At 49.0% G+C, this 17,696-nt stretch carries 14 protein-coding genes; 3 read left to right on the top strand and 11 right to left on the bottom strand.

All coding sequences use genetic code 11. From position 1 onward, the window contains the following. The coding region (locus BN1360_RS13120; RefSeq protein WP_068780302.1) for a DNA polymerase III subunit alpha at window positions 1–3,327 on the bottom strand (3,327 nt) is incomplete at its 3' end. Window positions 3,328–3,675: 348 nt separating this feature from the next. Between BN1360_RS13120 and BN1360_RS13115 the strand changes: the two genes are divergently transcribed. From BN1360_RS13115 to BN1360_RS13105, 3 genes are all read left to right on the top strand, one after another. Beyond that, complete coding sequence (locus BN1360_RS13115) at window positions 3,676–4,005, top strand: YtrH family sporulation protein (RefSeq protein WP_068780301.1); 330 nt, start codon at window positions 3,676–3,678, stop codon at window positions 4,003–4,005. Next, entirely contained in the window at window positions 4,002–4,490 is a 489-nt protein-coding gene (locus BN1360_RS13110; RefSeq protein WP_068780300.1) for a sporulation membrane protein YtrI, read from the top strand. The genes BN1360_RS13115 and BN1360_RS13110 overlap by 4 nt, the downstream gene beginning before the upstream one ends. 85 nt (window positions 4,491–4,575) lie before the next feature. Next, window positions 4,576–4,875 carry a YtpI family protein gene (locus BN1360_RS13105; RefSeq protein WP_068780299.1) on the top strand — a complete coding sequence of 100 codons (300 nt, stop codon included), beginning with the start codon at window positions 4,576–4,578 and terminating at the stop codon, window positions 4,873–4,875. Window positions 4,876–4,908: 33 nt separating this feature from the next. Here BN1360_RS13105 and BN1360_RS13100 read toward each other — a convergent pair whose 3' ends face one another. The 10 genes from BN1360_RS13100 to BN1360_RS13055 form a co-directional block, all read right to left on the bottom strand. Beyond that, window positions 4,909–6,243: a DRTGG domain-containing protein gene (locus BN1360_RS13100; RefSeq protein WP_068780298.1), complete on the bottom strand. Its 1,335-nt coding sequence runs from the start codon at window positions 6,241–6,243 to the stop codon at window positions 4,909–4,911. 184 nt (window positions 6,244–6,427) lie between these two features. Beyond that, window positions 6,428–6,880, bottom strand: coding sequence for an Hsp20/alpha crystallin family protein (locus tag BN1360_RS13095; protein WP_068780297.1), 453 nt, complete (start codon window positions 6,878–6,880; stop codon window positions 6,428–6,430). Between the two features lie 1,082 nt (window positions 6,881–7,962). After that, on the bottom strand, window positions 7,963–8,742 hold the full coding sequence (locus BN1360_RS13090; RefSeq protein ID WP_068780311.1) for a sensor domain-containing protein: 780 nt from the start codon (window positions 8,740–8,742) through the stop codon (window positions 7,963–7,965). 259 nt (window positions 8,743–9,001) lie between these two features. Next, window positions 9,002–9,613: a substrate-binding domain-containing protein gene (locus BN1360_RS13085; protein ID WP_267490898.1), complete on the bottom strand. Its 612-nt coding sequence runs from the start codon at window positions 9,611–9,613 to the stop codon at window positions 9,002–9,004. A gap of 30 nt (window positions 9,614–9,643) precedes the next feature. Then, on the bottom strand, window positions 9,644–10,207 hold the full coding sequence (locus BN1360_RS13080; RefSeq protein ID WP_068780295.1) for a LacI family DNA-binding transcriptional regulator: 564 nt from the start codon (window positions 10,205–10,207) through the stop codon (window positions 9,644–9,646). Next, the gene (locus BN1360_RS13075) at window positions 10,194–11,087 is read right to left on the bottom strand and encodes a DMT family transporter (RefSeq protein WP_068780294.1); all 894 of its coding nucleotides are present in this window, start codon (window positions 11,085–11,087) and stop codon (window positions 10,194–10,196) included. The genes BN1360_RS13080 and BN1360_RS13075 overlap by 14 nt, the downstream gene beginning before the upstream one ends. Before the next feature lie 2 nt (window positions 11,088–11,089). Next, on the bottom strand, window positions 11,090–12,787 hold the full coding sequence (locus BN1360_RS13070; RefSeq protein WP_069188345.1) for an amylo-alpha-1,6-glucosidase: 1,698 nt from the start codon (window positions 12,785–12,787) through the stop codon (window positions 11,090–11,092). A 4-nt stretch (window positions 12,788–12,791) separates the two neighbouring features. Beyond that, a complete protein-coding gene (locus BN1360_RS13065) occupies window positions 12,792–15,881 on the bottom strand; it encodes a glycoside hydrolase family 2 TIM barrel-domain containing protein (RefSeq protein WP_068780293.1) in 3,090 nt (1,029 codons plus the stop codon). Window positions 15,882–15,926: 45 nt separating this feature from the next. Next, entirely contained in the window at window positions 15,927–16,748 is an 822-nt protein-coding gene (locus tag BN1360_RS13060; protein ID WP_068780292.1) for a carbohydrate ABC transporter permease, read from the bottom strand. Next, on the bottom strand, window positions 16,745–17,686 hold the full coding sequence (locus BN1360_RS13055; RefSeq protein ID WP_068780291.1) for a carbohydrate ABC transporter permease: 942 nt from the start codon (window positions 17,684–17,686) through the stop codon (window positions 16,745–16,747). The genes BN1360_RS13060 and BN1360_RS13055 overlap by 4 nt, the downstream gene beginning before the upstream one ends. Window positions 17,687–17,696: the final 10 nt, after the last annotated feature.

Below are 17,696 nucleotides of genomic sequence, written 5' to 3'. Positions count from 1 at the left end.
GGCGAGGCTTTGCACGCTCAGCGGCGCCACCTCATCGGCCAGCAGCTTGAAGCCTTCGTCCTGCTGCTGGACCGTGGCGCGCAGTGCGAGCAGCGCGCCTTTCGTGACGTGCGGCGCACAGCGGCGCCACATATTCGGGAACAAGACGACCTCGCAGCGCTCGATCTGGTCTTCCAGCTCTATGAAAGCCATCGGCTTGCCCTGCTTAGTCATGATCGTCTTCAGCGACACAACCATCCCGGCCACAACCGTCTCGCTCTCATCCGCAGCTTCAGCCAAATCCATCAGTCGATCGATGCCGTCTTCATTCAGCAGTTCATCAAAATCATCCAGCGGATGGCCGGATAAATATAAACCCAGCAGCTCACGCTCCAGTTCAAGCTGCTGCCCTACTGTAAACTTGGGGATCTCAGGATACTCGATATCCCAGTTTGGCGTCTCAATGAAATCGAACAATTGAATCTGCAGATCATCCCGTTCCTTACGCCACTTCGTTGCCGCTTCCACCGTCTCATCCAACATCGCCAGCAATTGGGCGCGATGTCCCGGCAAGGAATCAAACGCTCCGCCCTGAATCAGCGACTCGATCACCCGCTTGTTGCAGACCCGCAGATCAACGCGGCGGCAGAAATCAAGCAGACTGTCAAAAGGCCGTTCCTGCCGCTCCTTCAGAATACTCTCCATCGCCTGGGTGCCCACATTCTTAATGGCCGCCAGACCAAAACGAATCACCCCATAGGGCTCCTCTGATTCCAAATTAGATTCCGAATTGGAGTCAGAATTGGACACGGAATCTGAATTTATCTGCACATCCGTCCCCATGTCGATAATCTCAGAATCACCTGCTATTCCGGCCCTGCTCGTTCCGTTCACCCGAGGTGTGAATAACACCCCGCTCTCGTTCACATCCGGCGGCAATACAACGATGCCCATCCGGCGGCACTCGACAATGTATTCGGCCACCTTGCGATGGCTGCCCATGACAGCCGTTAACATGGAGGCCATAAAATGCACAGGATAGTGCGCCTTCAAATAAGCCGTCTGAAAAGCGAGCACTCCGTATGCAGCGGCATGCGCCCGCGGGAAGCCATAATCGGCGAAACGGACGATCATATCATAGACTGCATTTGCATCCGTCTCCGTATAGCCCTGGGCCTTGCTTCCAGCCACAAAATGACCCCGCTGCTCATCCAGCACCTCCCGCTTCTTCTTCGATACGGCACGGCGCAGCAAATCCGCTTCACCAAGCGAGAATCCAGCCATCCTTGACGCGATCTGCATGATCTGCTCCTGATAGACGATAATGCCGTACGTATCCTTCAGAATTGGCTCCAGATCCGGATGCGGGTAATGAACCTCACTCAAGCCATGCTTTGAGGAAATATAATTCGGAATAAACTCCATCGGACCTGGCCGATACAGAGCCAGAACAGAGATCACATCCTCGAACTGCGACGGCTTCAAATCGCGCAGCACGCGGCGCATGCCCGCCGACTCAAGCTGGAACACCCCGGTTGTCTCCCCACGGCCTAACATCTCATAGGTCTTGTGATCATCATCGGGAATGATCCGAAAATCCGGCGCATCTCCGCTCTCCTCCGTGATCCACTTCATACAGCGTTCGATAATCGACAGCGTGCGCAAACCGAGAAAGTCCATTTTCAGCAAACCGATCGCTTCGAGATGCTCCATTGAATATTGCGTCAGCGCCGTACCTTCGCTGCCCGTCTGCAATGGAACTGCATCTGTCAGCGGGTCGCGGGAGATGATTACACCAGCCGCATGAGTCGAGGCATGCCTGGGCATCCCCTCAACCTTCATCGCCATATTGAGAAGTCCGTGAATACGCGGCTGCGAGTCATACAGCCCCTTCAAATCCGGACTCTCCTTCATCGCGCGCTCAATCGTCATCCCCAGGCTGCCGGGGATCAGCTTGGCTACCTTATCGACCTCGCCGAACGGAACACTCAGCGCCCTTCCTACGTCGCGAACCGCCGCCCGCGCAGCCATAGTACCAAAGGTAATAATCTGAGCCACATGCTCCGGGCCATACTTATCCGCAACATAAGCAATGACTTCATCCCGGCGCAAATCGCTGAAGTCAATATCGATATCCGGCATCGTTACCCGCTCCGGATTGAGGAAGCGCTCGAACAGCAGATTATATTTCATCGGATCTACATTCGTAATATGCAGCACATAGGCGACGATACTGCCGGCAGAGGAACCCCGTCCCGGACCCGTGGCGATGCCATGGCGATGAGCAAAAGCGATGAAATCCCATACAATTAGAAAATAATCGGAAAAGCCCATGTTCGCGATCACACCCAGCTCATACTTGAGCCGTTCCTGCAGCGAAGCTTGGGCCCCCTCGCTCTGCCACTCCGGCAAACCGTTATAACGCTCAGCAAGACCTTGCTGACAGAGGGTCTCCAAATAAGACGCCGCATCCATGCCCTCGGGAATCGGGCGGTAAGCCGGGAGAATATGCTTGCCAAATTCCAGCTCCAAATCGCATTTATCAGCGATCACTGCTGTATTGCGAATTGCTTCCGGCACATGCGGGAACAACGTGGCCATCTGAGCCCCATTCTTCATATAGAGCTGGTTCGTATTCATTTTCAGCCGATCCTCGTCCTCTACGCTCTTCCCCGTACCAATACAGATCAGCACATCCTGGACCTCGGCATCGTCCTGTTCCAAGTAGTGAACATCATTGGTCGCTACAAGAGCAATTCCCGTCTCTTCAGCAAGCTGAATAAGCTGCGGATTCACCTTCTTCTGCTCTGGAATGCTATGATCCTGCAGTTCCAGATAGAAGTCCTCACCAAACGCCGCCTTATAGCGCAGAGCAGCTCGCTTCGCCTCCTCATAGCGGCCATGCAGCAGATGCTGGGGCACTTCTCCCCCGAGGCAAGCGCTTAGGCAGACAAGCCCCTCGGCGTGGCGCTCCAGAACCTCCCAATCGATCCGCGGTTTGTAATGGAATCCTTCGAACTGCGCAATCGAGCACAACCGCATCAGGTTCTGATACCCCTGCAGATTTTTCGCAAGCAGAATCAGATGATGGATCGGCTGATCCTTGCGGCTGCCCCGCTCCTTGCGCGATCCGGCAGTAAAGTACATCTCACATCCGATAATCGGCTTGATTCCATTTGCCTTACACAATTTATAAAAAGGAACCGCACCGTACATCACTCCGTGATCGGTCAATGCCAGCGCCTTCATGCCGAAGCCGGCGGCTCTCTTGACCAGATCCTCAAGCCGGGCGGCACCGTCCAGCAAGCTATATTCGCTGTGTACATGCAGGTGAACAAAGCTGTCCATGCGTTTCCTTCCTTTCCATGTAAAATCCGTACTAGAAGATTAATCTCAACTATTTATAAGTGAAGTTCCAAACTATCTCATAAGCACCCGCTCGAAAATGCTATATCGCCGAAAACCTGCGGCTGAATCGCGATCGCTCATCCTTCGCTTGTCTTTGATGGGCCTTCTCTTCAAAAGCGGACTTTTTGAACGACCTCTATAAAACTGTCTCTTTAATAAAAGATTTTATCATACATCCATAGGCTGCGCCCATAGAATGAGAGTAACGAGGGACAAGAGGCAATTCATGCTTTACATAAAGAATAAGACCTGGACAAGCCATCTGGCGAAAGGGGAGCTGAAAGGAAAATGAGTACTTTTCTTACCAAAGCGGTTATCGACTTCTTCGTGGCATTCGGAATCGTGCTCGGAGGAGCGCTGATTGGAGGAATCGGAGCGGTTATGGCATTCCAGCCACCAACGCAAAGCATGCTCGAGATCGCCGGTCGCATCAAGATCTGGGCGCTGGCTGCTGCGGTAGGCGGAACGATCGATCCGATGCGGGTCATCGAGAGCAATTTTTTCGACGGCAACATCTCTCCGGCTATTAAACAGATTTTATATCTGATGTTCGCTTTCCTTGGGGCTCATATCGGAGCCGAAATCGTGCGCTGGATGTGCGGGGGCGGCAGAGGATGAAGGGACCTAGCCTTCAGGGTTTCAAGCGCCTTATGCAGTTTGTCGGTGTGTTTCTGCTGGGCATGGTCATCGGCAGCATCGCCTACAATATGGTCTTTCAGGCGAGCTATAATCAGCTATGGATTGAGAACAAAGACCTGCAAATCAAGCTTTATCAGGCCGAAGAAGACAATAAGACGCTGAGAAAATATCGAAATCGCTCCACCGTTGTTAAGGAGATCAAGGTGACGGTAGAAGAAAGAGACCCGCCGCTGGATTCCCTCGCCGTTAAGGAAGTGGTGCAGACGCTGCAGGATGAGCTTGAAGTGTTGCGCGGCAGGAACATCTTTGATATCGATTCCGATGCCAAAATGGCCCGTACACTGCTTAATCGAAAAATATATTCCGTCCGCGACAAGGATTATAGTATTCAAATCAAGACGATGTTGGTGAGTGAAGGCGTACTGCAGATTTGGGTCGACATGCGGCCATATGTGCGAAGTTGATTTTTCATGTTACAATGATATAAGTCACCTTGTACATCACATTATTTGGTAATATTTTTATAAAAAAAGGAGCTGTCCCACTCATATGATCGATGGCATTCTGTATGTGGTGTATGCCGGCTTGCTCATATCCAGCATATGCTCGATAATATTCAGCCTGAAGGCGCGCCGCTCTATCGACGCCCACAAACGCGGCATAACACAGGCCAAGAGCAATATCAGCATGGGCTTCATGCTGCTGTTTCTGGCCATCATCCAAATGTTTATGTTCACCGGTTCGACTGTGCGCGTTGTCGTCGGCGCGATTTTTATGGTGCTGGGGGCGTTTAATATTTTTGCCGGCTTCCGCAATTATGGAATCTTCTCCAGACAAAGGGCGGATTAAAGGGTCCAAAGACTAAGCTTCAAGGCCCAGATGCTAGGCATGGTCGATAGATTGCAAGGTCAACATCGCCTTGGCGACAATATTGTCCTGATATTTCATCAGCATCTCCAATTTACATGCCCTGCGGCTCATTTCCAGAATGACCGGAGTGATAACAACCGGATTCTCAATTTGGACAGGCCGAATGAAGTAGGTGGATAAATTGTCTACGACATAGTCGGCCCCGCTGATATCCTTGGCGAAGGTCAAGGCCGCCTGCGTCATTAATGAGCTAAGCACGCCGTTAGAGATTGTTCCTAAATGAGTAGCCATCTGCGGCGTGATCATACCGTGGAAGAATAACCTGCCATCCTGATCACGCTCTTCGGCAAATCCGTTCCACATTAAATGCTCAAAGGTCTCGCCCATCTGCGGCTGGTTTTGGGCATCCCGCATCGCCTGCAGCACCTCTCTGCGCGTGACCGAGGAGACCAGCTTACGATTGCGGTCCACGACCGGCAGGAAGTCGATTCCTTCCCACACCATAATCTGTGCGGCTGAAGCGAGCGAGGTCTGCATCCCTACCGTAATCGGATGGCGGCTCAAGCATTTCTCGATGCTCTGATCACCTCTAAGCTCCTCAACATCCTTACGGCTTACGATGCCGATGACCCGATTCCACTCATCGACAACCGGAAAATGCTGCGCTCCCGTCTCAATCGACAGCTCGTCAAAATCAGCGATCGTACTCGTCAGCTTGAGCATGCTTACCCGTGGCTTCCTCGCCACAATATCCTCAACGAGCATAATCTTCTTCTTAATCAAGCGGTCAAATAAGGCGCGGTTGATCATCGAGGCTACCGTAAACGTATCATGACGCGAAGAAATGATCGGCAGCTCCAAGGAATCGGCCAGGTTTTTCACTTCACGGCTTGTCCCGAACCCGCCGGTAATAAGCACGCCAGAGCCCTGTTGCAGAGCCAAGGAATGGGAATCCTCACGGTTTCCGACAATCAGCAGACTACCCGCATCAATATAACGTGCCATCGCATCAATCTTCATGGCTCCGATCACATACTTATGCAAAGTTTTGCCTAGCCCATCAGCCCCGCCAAGCACATGACCCTCTACGATTTCCACCACATCCTCAAAGCTCAATTGATCAGACAGATTCCGCGGCTTCTTCTCAACCCGAACCGTACCGATCCGCTCTTTAGTAATGACGATACCTAGGTTTTCCGCTTCTTTCAGCGCCCGGTAAGCCGTTCCCTCGCTCACGGTCATCGTCTTGGCCAATTTACGCACGGATATCTTCGTTCCAATCTTCAGCCCTTCAATATATTGAAGCAGTTGCTCGTGCTTTGTAATTCCCTCTTCGTGCACTTCCAACTGTTATACCCCCAATCCGAATCTGTACTATTCTGTATCTATTATACACTTAATTTTATAATGTTAAAGCTAAATAGCGCCCTAAATACACCTAGTTGACCAATAAAAAGCCCCTCCATCATCCATATGGAAAGGGCCGTTGTAAGCTATGCAGTTTCTATGCCGCAATATTCAGTATTTTAGATCACATATCTCTGTCGTCCCGGATCTGAATCCGTCTAGCACCGGAGTTCGCTTGCTTAGGTACTTCGAGCTTAAGCACTCCATCCTTCAACGTCGCTGTAATGTTGCTATCATCAATGTCTTGAACATAGAATCGACGGACATATTCCCCAAAATGACGCTCTCGACGAACAATTTGCTGGTCTGTATTTTCTACTTTGCTCTCTTCCTTGCGTATGGCTTTGATCGTTAAGTAAGGGGCTGCATAGTTAATTTCGATATCATCTTTCTGAAAACCGGGCAGCTCCGCCTCAACCAGATAGGCCTGGTCTGTCTCACGGATATCCGTCTTAAACGAAAGTCCCCAGCCTTTGAACGGCGTAAACCAGTCTTCATCGAACATATCATTGAAGGATTTCACCAACTGACCGAACGCATCTTCTCTGCGTTTTCCAAAAGGAATCAAATCAAACATCGTACCATTTCCCCTTCCTTTGACCTTATTTGACCTTACACTTATATTATATGCCCCTGCCTACTAAGTGACAAAAGTAAATAAACCGCAAATCAGCTCAAAATCAGGCAAATTCTTTGGATTTACGTGAGGATTTACCGTGAAATGCTTGGTTTGACCTTTTCTGACTTTCAATCAAATTCTCTTGATATTTGTCTAACGAAACTATGACACGTTATTAGGCTGAAAATGAAGGCTTTTAGATTCTAAGGAAACTGTGAATCGTTATTTGCGAGAAATGAGCCGTATTCGACGATAAAATGACCAAATAACGATACCACGTTTCGTTAGAATTTGAGGAGGGCGGTTTGAGGGCAAATAACGATACCCTGTTTCGTTAGAGTTTGGGGTGGCGATTGAGCGGCAAAGTGCGTTCATTAGTCTCATTAGATTCTAGGGAAACGTTGGGCGGCAGATAGTGTTACCGAGTTTAGCTGGAATTCAGAAGGTGATTGAGCGGCAATAACGATACCCTGTTTCGTTAGAGTTTGGGGTGGCGATTGAGCGGCAAAGTGCGTTCATTAGTCTCATTAGATTCTAGGGAAACGTTGGGCGGCAGATAGTGTTACCGAGTTTATCTGGAATTCAGAAGGCGATTGGGCGGCAATAGCGTAACTCTGGTTCGTTAGAATTTAGGGAGACGGTGTAGGCAGCAAAGTGCGTTCACTAGTCTCGTTAGATTTTAGGGCAACGTTGGGCGGCAGATAGTGTTACCGAGTTTGCTTAGAATTCAGAAGGTGATTGAGCGGCAATAACGTTACCCTGGTTCGCTAGAGTTTGGGGTGGTGGTTTGGTGACAATAGCGTTCCACAGTTTTGTCAGAATTTAGGAAGTGCTTGGGAGACGGTTAAGAACGAACAGTGTTCCCTTATGCCTTAGAATTCAGAGAAATGTTTGCCACCGAATTGCGCTCCCTAGTTTCCGGCAAATTTTAGAAGCCTCTTGCCACAAGCGGTTGGCTGGAGACATCGGAGGTTAAGGCAGAGTTGTCCAAATATACCGCGCATTATCCTGCATCAATTTGCAAATAAAAAAGAGAGCTTTTAAAGCTCTCTGTAGGCTGGCTGTATCATCGCTTGGGTAGAGGGATCTTCGGGGTAGTCATAATATTGTGGCTGGACCGTCGTTTCCATCGGTACTGATGGCTGCTGATATGGCTCATCCACATACATGATTCTGCGCTGAACTTGCATGAGTCCATTCACGACGCGAAGTGCGACCCAAAAAAGTACAAGGCCAGCACCTACATACAGCATATATTGCTGGTTATAGGTCCAATCGATATGAAAATAGCTAAATAGGCTATTCTCTAAAATATCGAGCTGCATTTCATTCATCAAAATAATATGCACGACGGGAAGAGCGATAAGTCCCAGCCCTAATGAAATCGCCGTTATCATAATAATAAAGAAGACAATGCCTGTTACAAATCTCAGTAATACGAGCAGCAGGTTGCGAATGAATAGCGCCCCGTCAAAATCCTTGATCATTCGTTTCAACCAGTTCTGCCCAGCCTCAGACTGTCGATTGTGGGGATTCGAAACAGGAGGAGTAGGCAAACCTAAAATTTGTCTAATCATGTTTTGTTCAAACTTCACAATCCCATTCAACAGCTTAGCTACGCCAAAAAATAGCGGTATTCCGATAAATACAGGGGTTAGACCTACGGATAGTGCAATTCCTATGATCGCTACCGTAAAATAGATAATCCCTAACGGGAGAGATATCAGTAAATAGAGGATCGTTGCATAGGTTTTCGGATTAAATAACGCCCAATTCACCTTACCTGACCGCACCGTGGCGGTCGCTTCTGTTGCCTTCATCATTCAAACACTCCTTTGAGTTCACGCTCTGAGTTTATAAATCTATTATATCGGGCTCATTTGCGTGACATAACCGTCTCAGGTGGTATCTGAAGCTAGACTTTAGGCTAGGTAAGGCTATTAAAAAACAGAAAAGGCTGCCCGATCGCAGCAAAATTATTGCGAATGAGGCAACCCTCCAAATCGGTTCCAGCTATGAGCTACAACACAATACGACTCACTCTCACTTAATAACAGCGGAGCACCCACGCCCCGCTGTTCATCTCACATCGATGGCGCTCTCGCGTATGATCAGCTTCGTAGGGATCGTGATCTGCAGACAGATCTCCCTGTCGCTATTCAAGCGGTCCTGCATCAGCAGCACAGCCGTCTCACCCATAAACTCCGTATTCAAACGAATCGTAGTCAGAGGCGGGACCATAAACTGTGCAGCCGAGATATCGTTGAATCCGATAATGCTAATATCCTCCGGTATGCGATACCCCAGTTCGGAGCAGGCCTTGTAAAGCCCAACGGCGATCGTATCATTCGCGACGAATACGGCAGTCGGCTTCTCCTTGAGCTCCAGCAGCTGCTTCAGCAGCAGGTAGCCATCCTTCGGATTATAGCCGCCGATCTTTATATATTCCTCATGATAGAGGCCCTTGCTCTTTAAATACTTCTCGAACACTTCCTGCCGCAGATCATAGTAATGATTGCCCGATTTATCCGTATCGACACCGCCGATAAAGCCAATCTTCGTATGCCCAAGCTCCAGCAAGTAATCAAGCACTTTGCGAGTCGCCTTATGAAAATCGATGACAACCGAATCAAAGCGGTCCGGGTCCGGAGATGAATCAATAAAGACGACCGGCTTCTGAAAGGCTGAGATGCGCTCGATGTCTTCTCTGACGAANAGATGTTAATAAGAGACAGTTTTACCCGTATCGACACCGCCGATAAAGCCAATCTTCGTATGCCCAAGCTCCAGCAAGTAATCAAGCACTTTGCGAGTCGCCTTATGAAAATCGATGACAACCGAATCAAAGCGGTCCGGGTCCGGAGATGAATCAATAAAGACGACCGGCTTCTGAAAGGCTGAGATGCGCTCGATGTCTTCTCTGACGAAGAACCCGAGACATATGATTCCATCGATCGTCCGCAGCCGTTCGGGCTGATCGCCGCTGCGGATACGGTATATTTTATGGCCTTCTTGCTCCAGCTTCTTCTCCAATGCAACACGAATCGAGAGATAATAGGTATCATCCAATTCTTCTTCCAGAGAATAAGAATAATAGAGCCCGATCTTGAATCTCCGCTTGCGCTTCTTGCGACTCGGCGCCTGATAGGAGAGCTGCTCAGCAGCCTCAAAGACCCGCTGTCTCGTCTCATCGGTCACATTCAACGTCTCATCATAATTTAATACCCGCGACACAGTCGCAATGGAGACATTGGCTATATCCGCAATCTCTTTAATCGTTGCCATTATACCGCCTACTCATCTTATTTTGTAAAAAAGCCAGTTTCGTCTCCGCGGTGATCACCGCTGCCAAAATCAATATACTACCGATAATGATACGTATCGTAAGCTGCTCATGCAAGATTAACACCGAGAACAGAGTGCCAAACAACGCCTCCGTCGACAATATGATCGCCGCTTTGGTCTCGGTCGTATATTTCTGCGCGAGGGTCTGTACCAGAAAAGCAACCGTCGTGCTGAATACGCCTAAATAGGACGCTGCCAGCAAACCTCTGCCGTCGAAATCGAAATGAACCGATTCCCCACGGAACAAGATGACTAGTATAGAGAGCAAGAATGCCGTAAACATCTGCACGATCGTCAGTCCGATCGGCGAGTGCTTCTTAACAAATTCAGCCGTAAAGAAGATATGAAAAGCAAAGCAAACCGCACATAGCAATGTCAAGGCATCTCCGGTATTAAACGCCCCGTTCAATTCTACGGATAGAATGCCAACGCCGGCAATGGCCAGAACCGCACCGATCAAACCGAATTTATCCAAGCCTCTCCGAAAGAGGAGGAAGCCGATAAACGGGACAATCACCACGTTGACTGCGGTCAGAAATGCGTTCTTGGAAGGGGTTGTATATTGCAGCCCCAAGGTCTGCAACAGGAAAGCCAGGAATAGAAATATGCCCAGCACTACACCCGCCGCTAACGCTTGCCGCGTCAATGCCCGTATATGCTTGATAAAGATCAGGGCCATAAGGCAGGAGGCGATCAGAAAGCGAATTGCCATCACTTGATAGGGTGACATAAAATCAAGCGAAATCGCACTCGCAATAAATCCCGTTCCCCAGATAACCGCTACTAACAGGAGGCCGAGTTCACCTGCATATTTTCTCATCCTTATTCATTCACCGCCATAGCGAACTGTTCCGCTAACAGCAGAAATACACTCGATGTCCAAGTAAAGGCAGGATCGACCAGGCCTTTGCCGCTGAATGGATCGAAATTCTCCGCCATTCCGCCGACAAGTGTCAGTTCCATAAATTTATGCGCCAACGCTGCCGCAAGTTCATTATATCCATTATTTTGAAGTGCATCAATGAACAAATAGCTGACCGGTGCCCAGATCGGACCTAGCCAATAGCCATTGTCCTTATAAAGCGGACTATCCATGCTCTCTGTACATATTCCGTATGGAGCTTCGAATTTCTCAACTAATATCCGTACCAGCCTGTCGGTTAGTTCCGGCGGCAGCCTGTAGCCAATCACAAGCGGCATCAACAGAATCAGGCTGTCCTGATGTTCGATAATCCGGTCCTCCGGAGCATATCTGGCAACGAAGGTGCCTCCCACATACAAGCGCTCCATAAGCAGATCGTACAACTCATCGGCCATCTTGCTCCATTTTTTCGCTTCGTCTATGAGACCTAGCTCAACCGCCATATCGCTTAATATATCGATCTGGCGGATCAGATGAGCTGCCAGATCAGGCGACTCGACCGGAACCCCATCGTGGAAGATCGAAGCATTATCCCAGCCCGAGTCATTGCCATGATTGTACACCGGCAGATAACGAGCATCGCTGCGGCGATGTTCCAGCCAATAATTCGTCGCCCGCTTCAAGCTATCATACATCCTGACTACAAGCGCTGGCTCATTGAACTTGGCATTCTGCTGCCTCATCTGCGTGAAAGCCCAAGCGTGGATCGGCGGCTTGCAGCAATTGAAGGAAATGAACTTATCATTAATGAAGTCCGCATAAATGCCGCTCTGATCCTGATGGGCTATAAATATCTCCAGTTGAGCCAGCGCCAGCTCGGGCCGCTGCTTACTCAGCATTAAGGCATTAAAGCAGTTATCCCAGCTCCAAATATTAAACATCCAGTTCTTGGACATATACATTGCGTAATCTGTTAGCTGACCTTCGGGATGCACGACACAGGACCATGTTATATAAGAAGCCAATTGGCGCGATGGCTCGAACCGCTCCGGTACAACTGCCATCTGCTGCAGCCACTGCGCATAATGCTGTTTTACCCGCTCATACGCCGCAGGATAGTCATCATACTCTCGTCTCATCCAGACTGTCTTATAGCTCTCGATCGCAAAGCTGCTTCCCCCGCCGTTCGGATTGAACGTAATGGATATACGCTCATTGCCCACCGTACTCCAGGGTGCATCTACCTCAACCTCTCCCTGAAGCAGCGTAAACATCAGCTTGATTTCCTTCGTATATAGATGGTACTCCCATTGCTTCTCCCTGTAAGGCATAAGACTATCATAACGCGACTTGTGCGCTATTAGCTGTAAGGATACTCCATTCATCATGCCGCGAATAACATCTTCATCACTAAAGCATAGCTCTGCCCATTGTTCTGGCTGATCGCGATGGACGAGGCGAAGCCTCGTCTCTGTTACATCCAGATCATAAGCCACCGGCACGCCATTCTGCATAAGACGAACCTCAAATATATTGCTTGGCGCCTCATCTCCACCATGCAGATCCCGCAGCATCAGCTGACCGTTCTTCCGATCCAGGGAGAACGCAAAGTATGATCCGTAACGGCTGAACGGAATGTCCGCAATATTGATGTTCATCGCCTCACCCCTTCTCGGCATACAGCCGTTTGCTTGCACTCACTTCAGTCCCGGGCATAACCGCCAACCACTCCACATCGATGGCAAATGGACGAAGACCAAGCTTGTATGGAGGAAGCTGCTCCTCGCCGCAGCTATTGCTACCTAGTCCTGTCTGCATATCATCGATATGAACAACATGATAGGAAGCCTTCTCTAATTCGTGAGGATGCTTTGCCCGTTCGAGCGCTTCTGTCGTGTAATCATGCACAGTAAGCTCGCAGCTGTGCCGTAATTTGAACAGGATCGACGATGACTCACGATCCGACATGCTGAACCATTTCACATCGGTACGGTTGCCATTCTCCTGCGGATACACATAAGGAGTATGCAATTCTTCAACCGCTGCGCGATATACTCCCATCATCGCTGCCTGTTTGCTGTCAACGTAGTTCTCTCCGAACCCCCTGCCGTACCAGGTCACCTGTTCGAGCTCTTGACGAACATGCATCTCGATACCTAACCGCGGCAGCATAGACGGAACCTCTTTGCCATGGATCACAGGTTCTCCCGCCAAATGAAGCCGGATCGTTCCATCCGCATACACGGTATAACGGTAAACTGTCTCGAAGCCAAAGGCCTGATTCAATGCACTGAAGTAAGTAGATATATTCACTTCCACGTAGCTGCCATAATCTTTCACTTCAAAGCCCATGAATTGCTCACTGCTGAGATGAAGAAAATATTTCTTTTTCCAATCATCCACCTTATACATATCGTTATCGATCGGCGCCCGCCACATCGTCAGCCTCGGACCGCGTTCAATCCATGCCGCGCCATGTCGGCGATAGCTGTGCAAGTAACCGTACACATGGTCGAATACCACTTCGAACTGGGCGTTGGATATTGTTGTATACAGCGCATCCCGTACGATGCTTAATTCTCCTGATGTTTGACGTACCGTTAATTCGGTTCGTTCATACGGAAGCTTGAACTGCGCATCAGCGACTACATGCCCCTGTTCCGCATAAATCGTTCCATCCTTCAATTGATATTGCAAATTCAAATAGTAGTCCGTGTTGGGAAGCACTTCATCTATAGAATAATCCATTCGATGCTCCCTCCGCTCACCAGGCATAATGGCATCCAGTGATGCTTTGCCTTGGACAAGCACTTGATCGTCATGTACAACCTTCCATACGAGTTGCAAATGAGAAAGATCAAGAAATTGATACGTATTTTCTATCTCAATCATGCCCTGCTTCAGATCCACAGCCTTTGTCTTCACCGGTTCAATCACTTTCTTATATTCCAGCAGCGCTGGCGAAGGTGTCTGATCAGGGTATATCATGCCGTCGATGCAGAAATTGCCGTTCGTAGGCTCATCGCCGAAATCTCCGCCGTAAGCATAATAGGTGTTCCCGTCGGCATCAATCTGCTGGATGCCATGATCACACCATTCCCAGATGAAGCCGCCCTGCAACCGCTTATACTGCCTGAATACATCCTGATATTCCTGAAGACCGCCCGGTCCATTCCCCATGGCATGTCCGTATTCACACATTATATGAGGCTTCTTGCCCTCCTCATCCCGGCCGATCCCCTTCAGTGCCTCAAACCTTGTATACATCGTGGAATAGACGTCGGTGACAATCGCTTTACGGTCCCCTTCATAATGAACCAGGCGCGTCGGGTCCAGCCGTTTGCAGGTCTGGGCCATACTGGCGAAATTGCTGCCAAAGCTTGATTCATTGCCCAAGGACCACATAATGATCGAAGCATGATTGCGGTCGCGCAGCACCATTCGCTCAGCACGATCCACATAGGCTTGTTCCCATTCCTGATTATCGGATAGCCAATCATAACGACCGATCAGCTCGAAGCCATGACATTCCAAATCCGCTTCATCGATAACATACAGTCCGTATTGGTCACAGAGGTCATAAAATACTTCATTATTCGGGTAATGGGCCGTACGAACCGCGTTGATATTGTGCCGCTTCATGAGCAGGATATCCTGCAGCATCCGCTCCGGACTAACGGTACGACCTTGCTCCGGATCATGGTCATGGCGGTTGACGCCATTAATCATGATAACCTTTCCGTTCACCCTAATGTTGCCATCCTTTACTTCAACACAGCGGAAGCCGATGCGCAGTGGAATGACCTCTACAACCTGCTCTCCTTCATACAGCGTTACGAGTAGTGAATACAAATTAGGCGTTTCTGCCGTCCATTGCCTAGGCGCGGAGATCAGCCGGTTCAACGTAATATCCTGGGTAGCCCCAGCAGAGAAGGTCATTCCTCGCTCCATCTCAGTCACAAGTTCCCCCTGATCGTCAAGCAGCTCGCAGGTAATCCTGACATTCTTCTCATGCTCGGCACAGCTACCCAGCTTGATTTGCACCTTCAGCTCACTATCCTGATACGATTCATCGAATTCCGTGACGACATAAATATCCTCAACCGTTGTCTCCATCACCTGATATAGTTCAACACTACGGAAAATACCACTTAACCACCACATATCCTGATCTTCCAGATAAGTTCCGTCCGACCATTGATAGACACGAACCGTGATCTGATTATCTCCCGCTGCAATATACGGTGTAATATCGAACTCTGATGGCAGGCGGCTCACCTTGCTGTAGCCGGCATGCTCACCGTTAATCCATAGATCAAAGGCGCTATCCACGCCGTTAAATTTCAATAGGGTGCGCTGTCCCGAAGCCAATTCCCCCACACGGAAGCTGCGCCGATAAATTCCCGTTGGATTGTCGGTTGGCACATACGGGGGATGAATCGGGAAAAGATAGTACAGATCGGTATAACTCATCTTCCCGTACCCTTTCATCTGCCAACAGGAGGGAACTTCAATGCGATCCCATTTGCTAGAATCATAATCTATTTGATAGAAGCCTGTTGGAGACAATTCGGGCGCCTCCAGATAGAGGAATTCCCACACTCCGTCCAGACTTTGATAACCGATACTCTCCTTCTTATTCATCTCTAGCGCTTGCTGTTTCGAGCGATAACGCCAGAAGCTTGCGCTCGCGCTTTTACGATTGATGTGAGATAGATGAATATCCTCCCAGCGTTTATAGCTTCTTCTCATACCAACTTCCTCCCCAATACCGTGGTTGTATAACGCTTGACACTGTTATTTAATCGCTCCGCTAATTCCTTCAACTATATATTTCTGTGCAAACAAGAAGGCGATGACCGGCGGAATAATCATTAGTATCGTAATCGACATAATCGGAATGATCTGTAATTCATGAACTCCTTTAAACGCAGCCAGCCCTAGTGCCAGCGTATACTTTGAGCGATCCTGCAAGAAGATGAGCGGTCCGAGATAGTCGTTCCAGACGCTAAGAATATTAAGGACGGCAATCAGCGTTAGCGGCGCTTTCATAATCGGCACAAATATTCTGGAGTATGTCTGGAAGTCATTAGCCCCGTCAATCTTGGCTGCATGCTCCAGTTCCTTAGGCACGCCCATCAAAAATTGCCGCAGCAGGAATACATAATAGGCCGAACCGAAAAAGGCAGGTATGACCAGCGGCTTCAGGGTATTAATCCAGCCGAATAAATTGAACTGCATGTAAAGCGGAATCATTGTAACGTCCCAAGGGATCATCATCGTCGCCAATAGCAGGATGAATAGACCATTCTTGAACTTGAACTCATATCTGGAGAAACCATAAGCGATCATCGAACAGGAAATGATCTGTCCAATGGTTGTCAGCACCGTAATCGTGATCGAATTCAGCAAATATTTGCTGAAGGGCTGAGCATTCCAGGCATCAACAAAGTTGGAGAATCTCCAGCCACCCGGAAAAAACACGAGCGGATACTGATACACCTCGGATTCTGTTTTCAACGCGGTCAGCACAATCCATATGAAAGGAAACAGAAAGTAGATCGAAAACAACACAAGTAGAGAATAGATGATCGTCTTATACCATGCTGATGTCTTCATTTGCCCTTTCCTCCCCGCGCAGGCTTATTCTTCACTTCATTCTCATAGAACACCCATACAGAGGAAGATCTGAAGATCAATGCTGTTAACAATAAAATGATGATGAACATAAACCAGGCGTTCGCACTGGCGTAACCAAGCTTATGGTGCTTGAACGCATTATTGTACACGAACAGTCCATAGAAATAAGTCGATTTGAGCGGCCCGCCATTGGTTAGAAGCAGGACCAGCGTCAATTGCTGCAATGCGGAAATCGTGGATGTAATCAAGTTGAAAAATAGCGTTGGCGTAATCAGCGGCAAGGTAATGCTCCAGAACTGCCGGAACGGCCCCGCTCCGTCAATCGCTGCCGATTCATATAAATCCGGCGAAATGCCTTTTATATTCGTATAGAAGATCAACATCATCGTTCCGACACCCCAGGCGCTGGCAATGACGATGGAGATAATCGCGCTGTTCGGATCAACCAGCCATTTCGGCCCTTCCAATCCGAGCAAAGACAACGCGTAGTTTAAAATCCCGTATTTGGTGTTGAATATCCAGCCCCAAATAATCGAGACAGCAACCCCGGACACAACGGCAGGCAGATAAAAGATGGTGCGGAATATTTTGACCCCTTTCACATTCTGTGTAATGAGCAGGGCCAGTATCAACGAGATGCCCAGGCTGAGCGGGACATAGAAGATGGCGAACTTCAATGTAATCCACAATGATTTATAGAACTGAGGGTCATCCGTAAACATCTTGGAATAGTTGCCAAGCCCGATAAACGTTGGCTTGGAGGTGACAGGCCAATTGAAGAAGCTCATGATTAACGAAAATACTAACGGTCCAACCGTAAACAGCAAGATCCCGACGATCCAGGGCGATATAAATAAATAAGGAGTCCATTTTGCTAATTTGCGGGCTCGTTTATAGCTTTTGGCTGCTTGTTCCATAGCTAACCTC

Source organism: Paenibacillus sp. GM2 (assembly GCF_900069005.2).
Taxonomy (GTDB): domain Bacteria; phylum Bacillota; class Bacilli; order Paenibacillales; family Paenibacillaceae; genus Fontibacillus.
This window is presented reverse-complemented; position numbering and strand designations above follow the sequence as displayed.

Excerpts from the sequence above, each read along its gene's own strand:
- BN1360_RS13115 (WP_068780301.1), top strand. The coding sequence starts at position 3,676 with ATGAGTACTTTTCTTACCAAAGCGGTTATCGACTTCTTCGTGGCATTC.
- BN1360_RS13110 (WP_068780300.1), top strand. The coding sequence starts at position 4,002 with ATGAAGGGACCTAGCCTTCAGGGTTTCAAGCGCCTTATGCAGTTTGTC.
- BN1360_RS13105 (WP_068780299.1), top strand. The coding sequence starts at position 4,576 with ATGATCGATGGCATTCTGTATGTGGTGTATGCCGGCTTGCTCATATCC.
- BN1360_RS13095 (WP_068780297.1), bottom strand. The coding sequence starts at position 6,880 with ATGTTTGATTTGATTCCTTTTGGAAAACGCAGAGAAGATGCGTTCGGT.
- BN1360_RS13090 (WP_068780311.1), bottom strand. The coding sequence starts at position 8,742 with ATGAAGGCAACAGAAGCGACCGCCACGGTGCGGTCAGGTAAGGTGAAT.
- BN1360_RS13080 (WP_068780295.1), bottom strand. The coding sequence starts at position 10,207 with ATGGCAACGATTAAAGAGATTGCGGATATAGCCAATGTCTCCATTGCG.
- BN1360_RS13075 (WP_068780294.1), bottom strand. The coding sequence starts at position 11,087 with ATGAGAAAATATGCAGGTGAACTCGGCCTCCTGTTAGTAGCGGTTATC.
- BN1360_RS13070 (WP_069188345.1), bottom strand. The coding sequence starts at position 12,787 with ATGAACATCAATATTGCGGACATTCCGTTCAGCCGTTACGGATCATAC.
- BN1360_RS13065 (WP_068780293.1), bottom strand. The coding sequence starts at position 15,881 with ATGAGAAGAAGCTATAAACGCTGGGAGGATATTCATCTATCTCACATC.
- BN1360_RS13060 (WP_068780292.1), bottom strand. The coding sequence starts at position 16,748 with ATGAAGACATCAGCATGGTATAAGACGATCATCTATTCTCTACTTGTG.
- BN1360_RS13055 (WP_068780291.1), bottom strand. The coding sequence starts at position 17,686 with ATGGAACAAGCAGCCAAAAGCTATAAACGAGCCCGCAAATTAGCAAAA.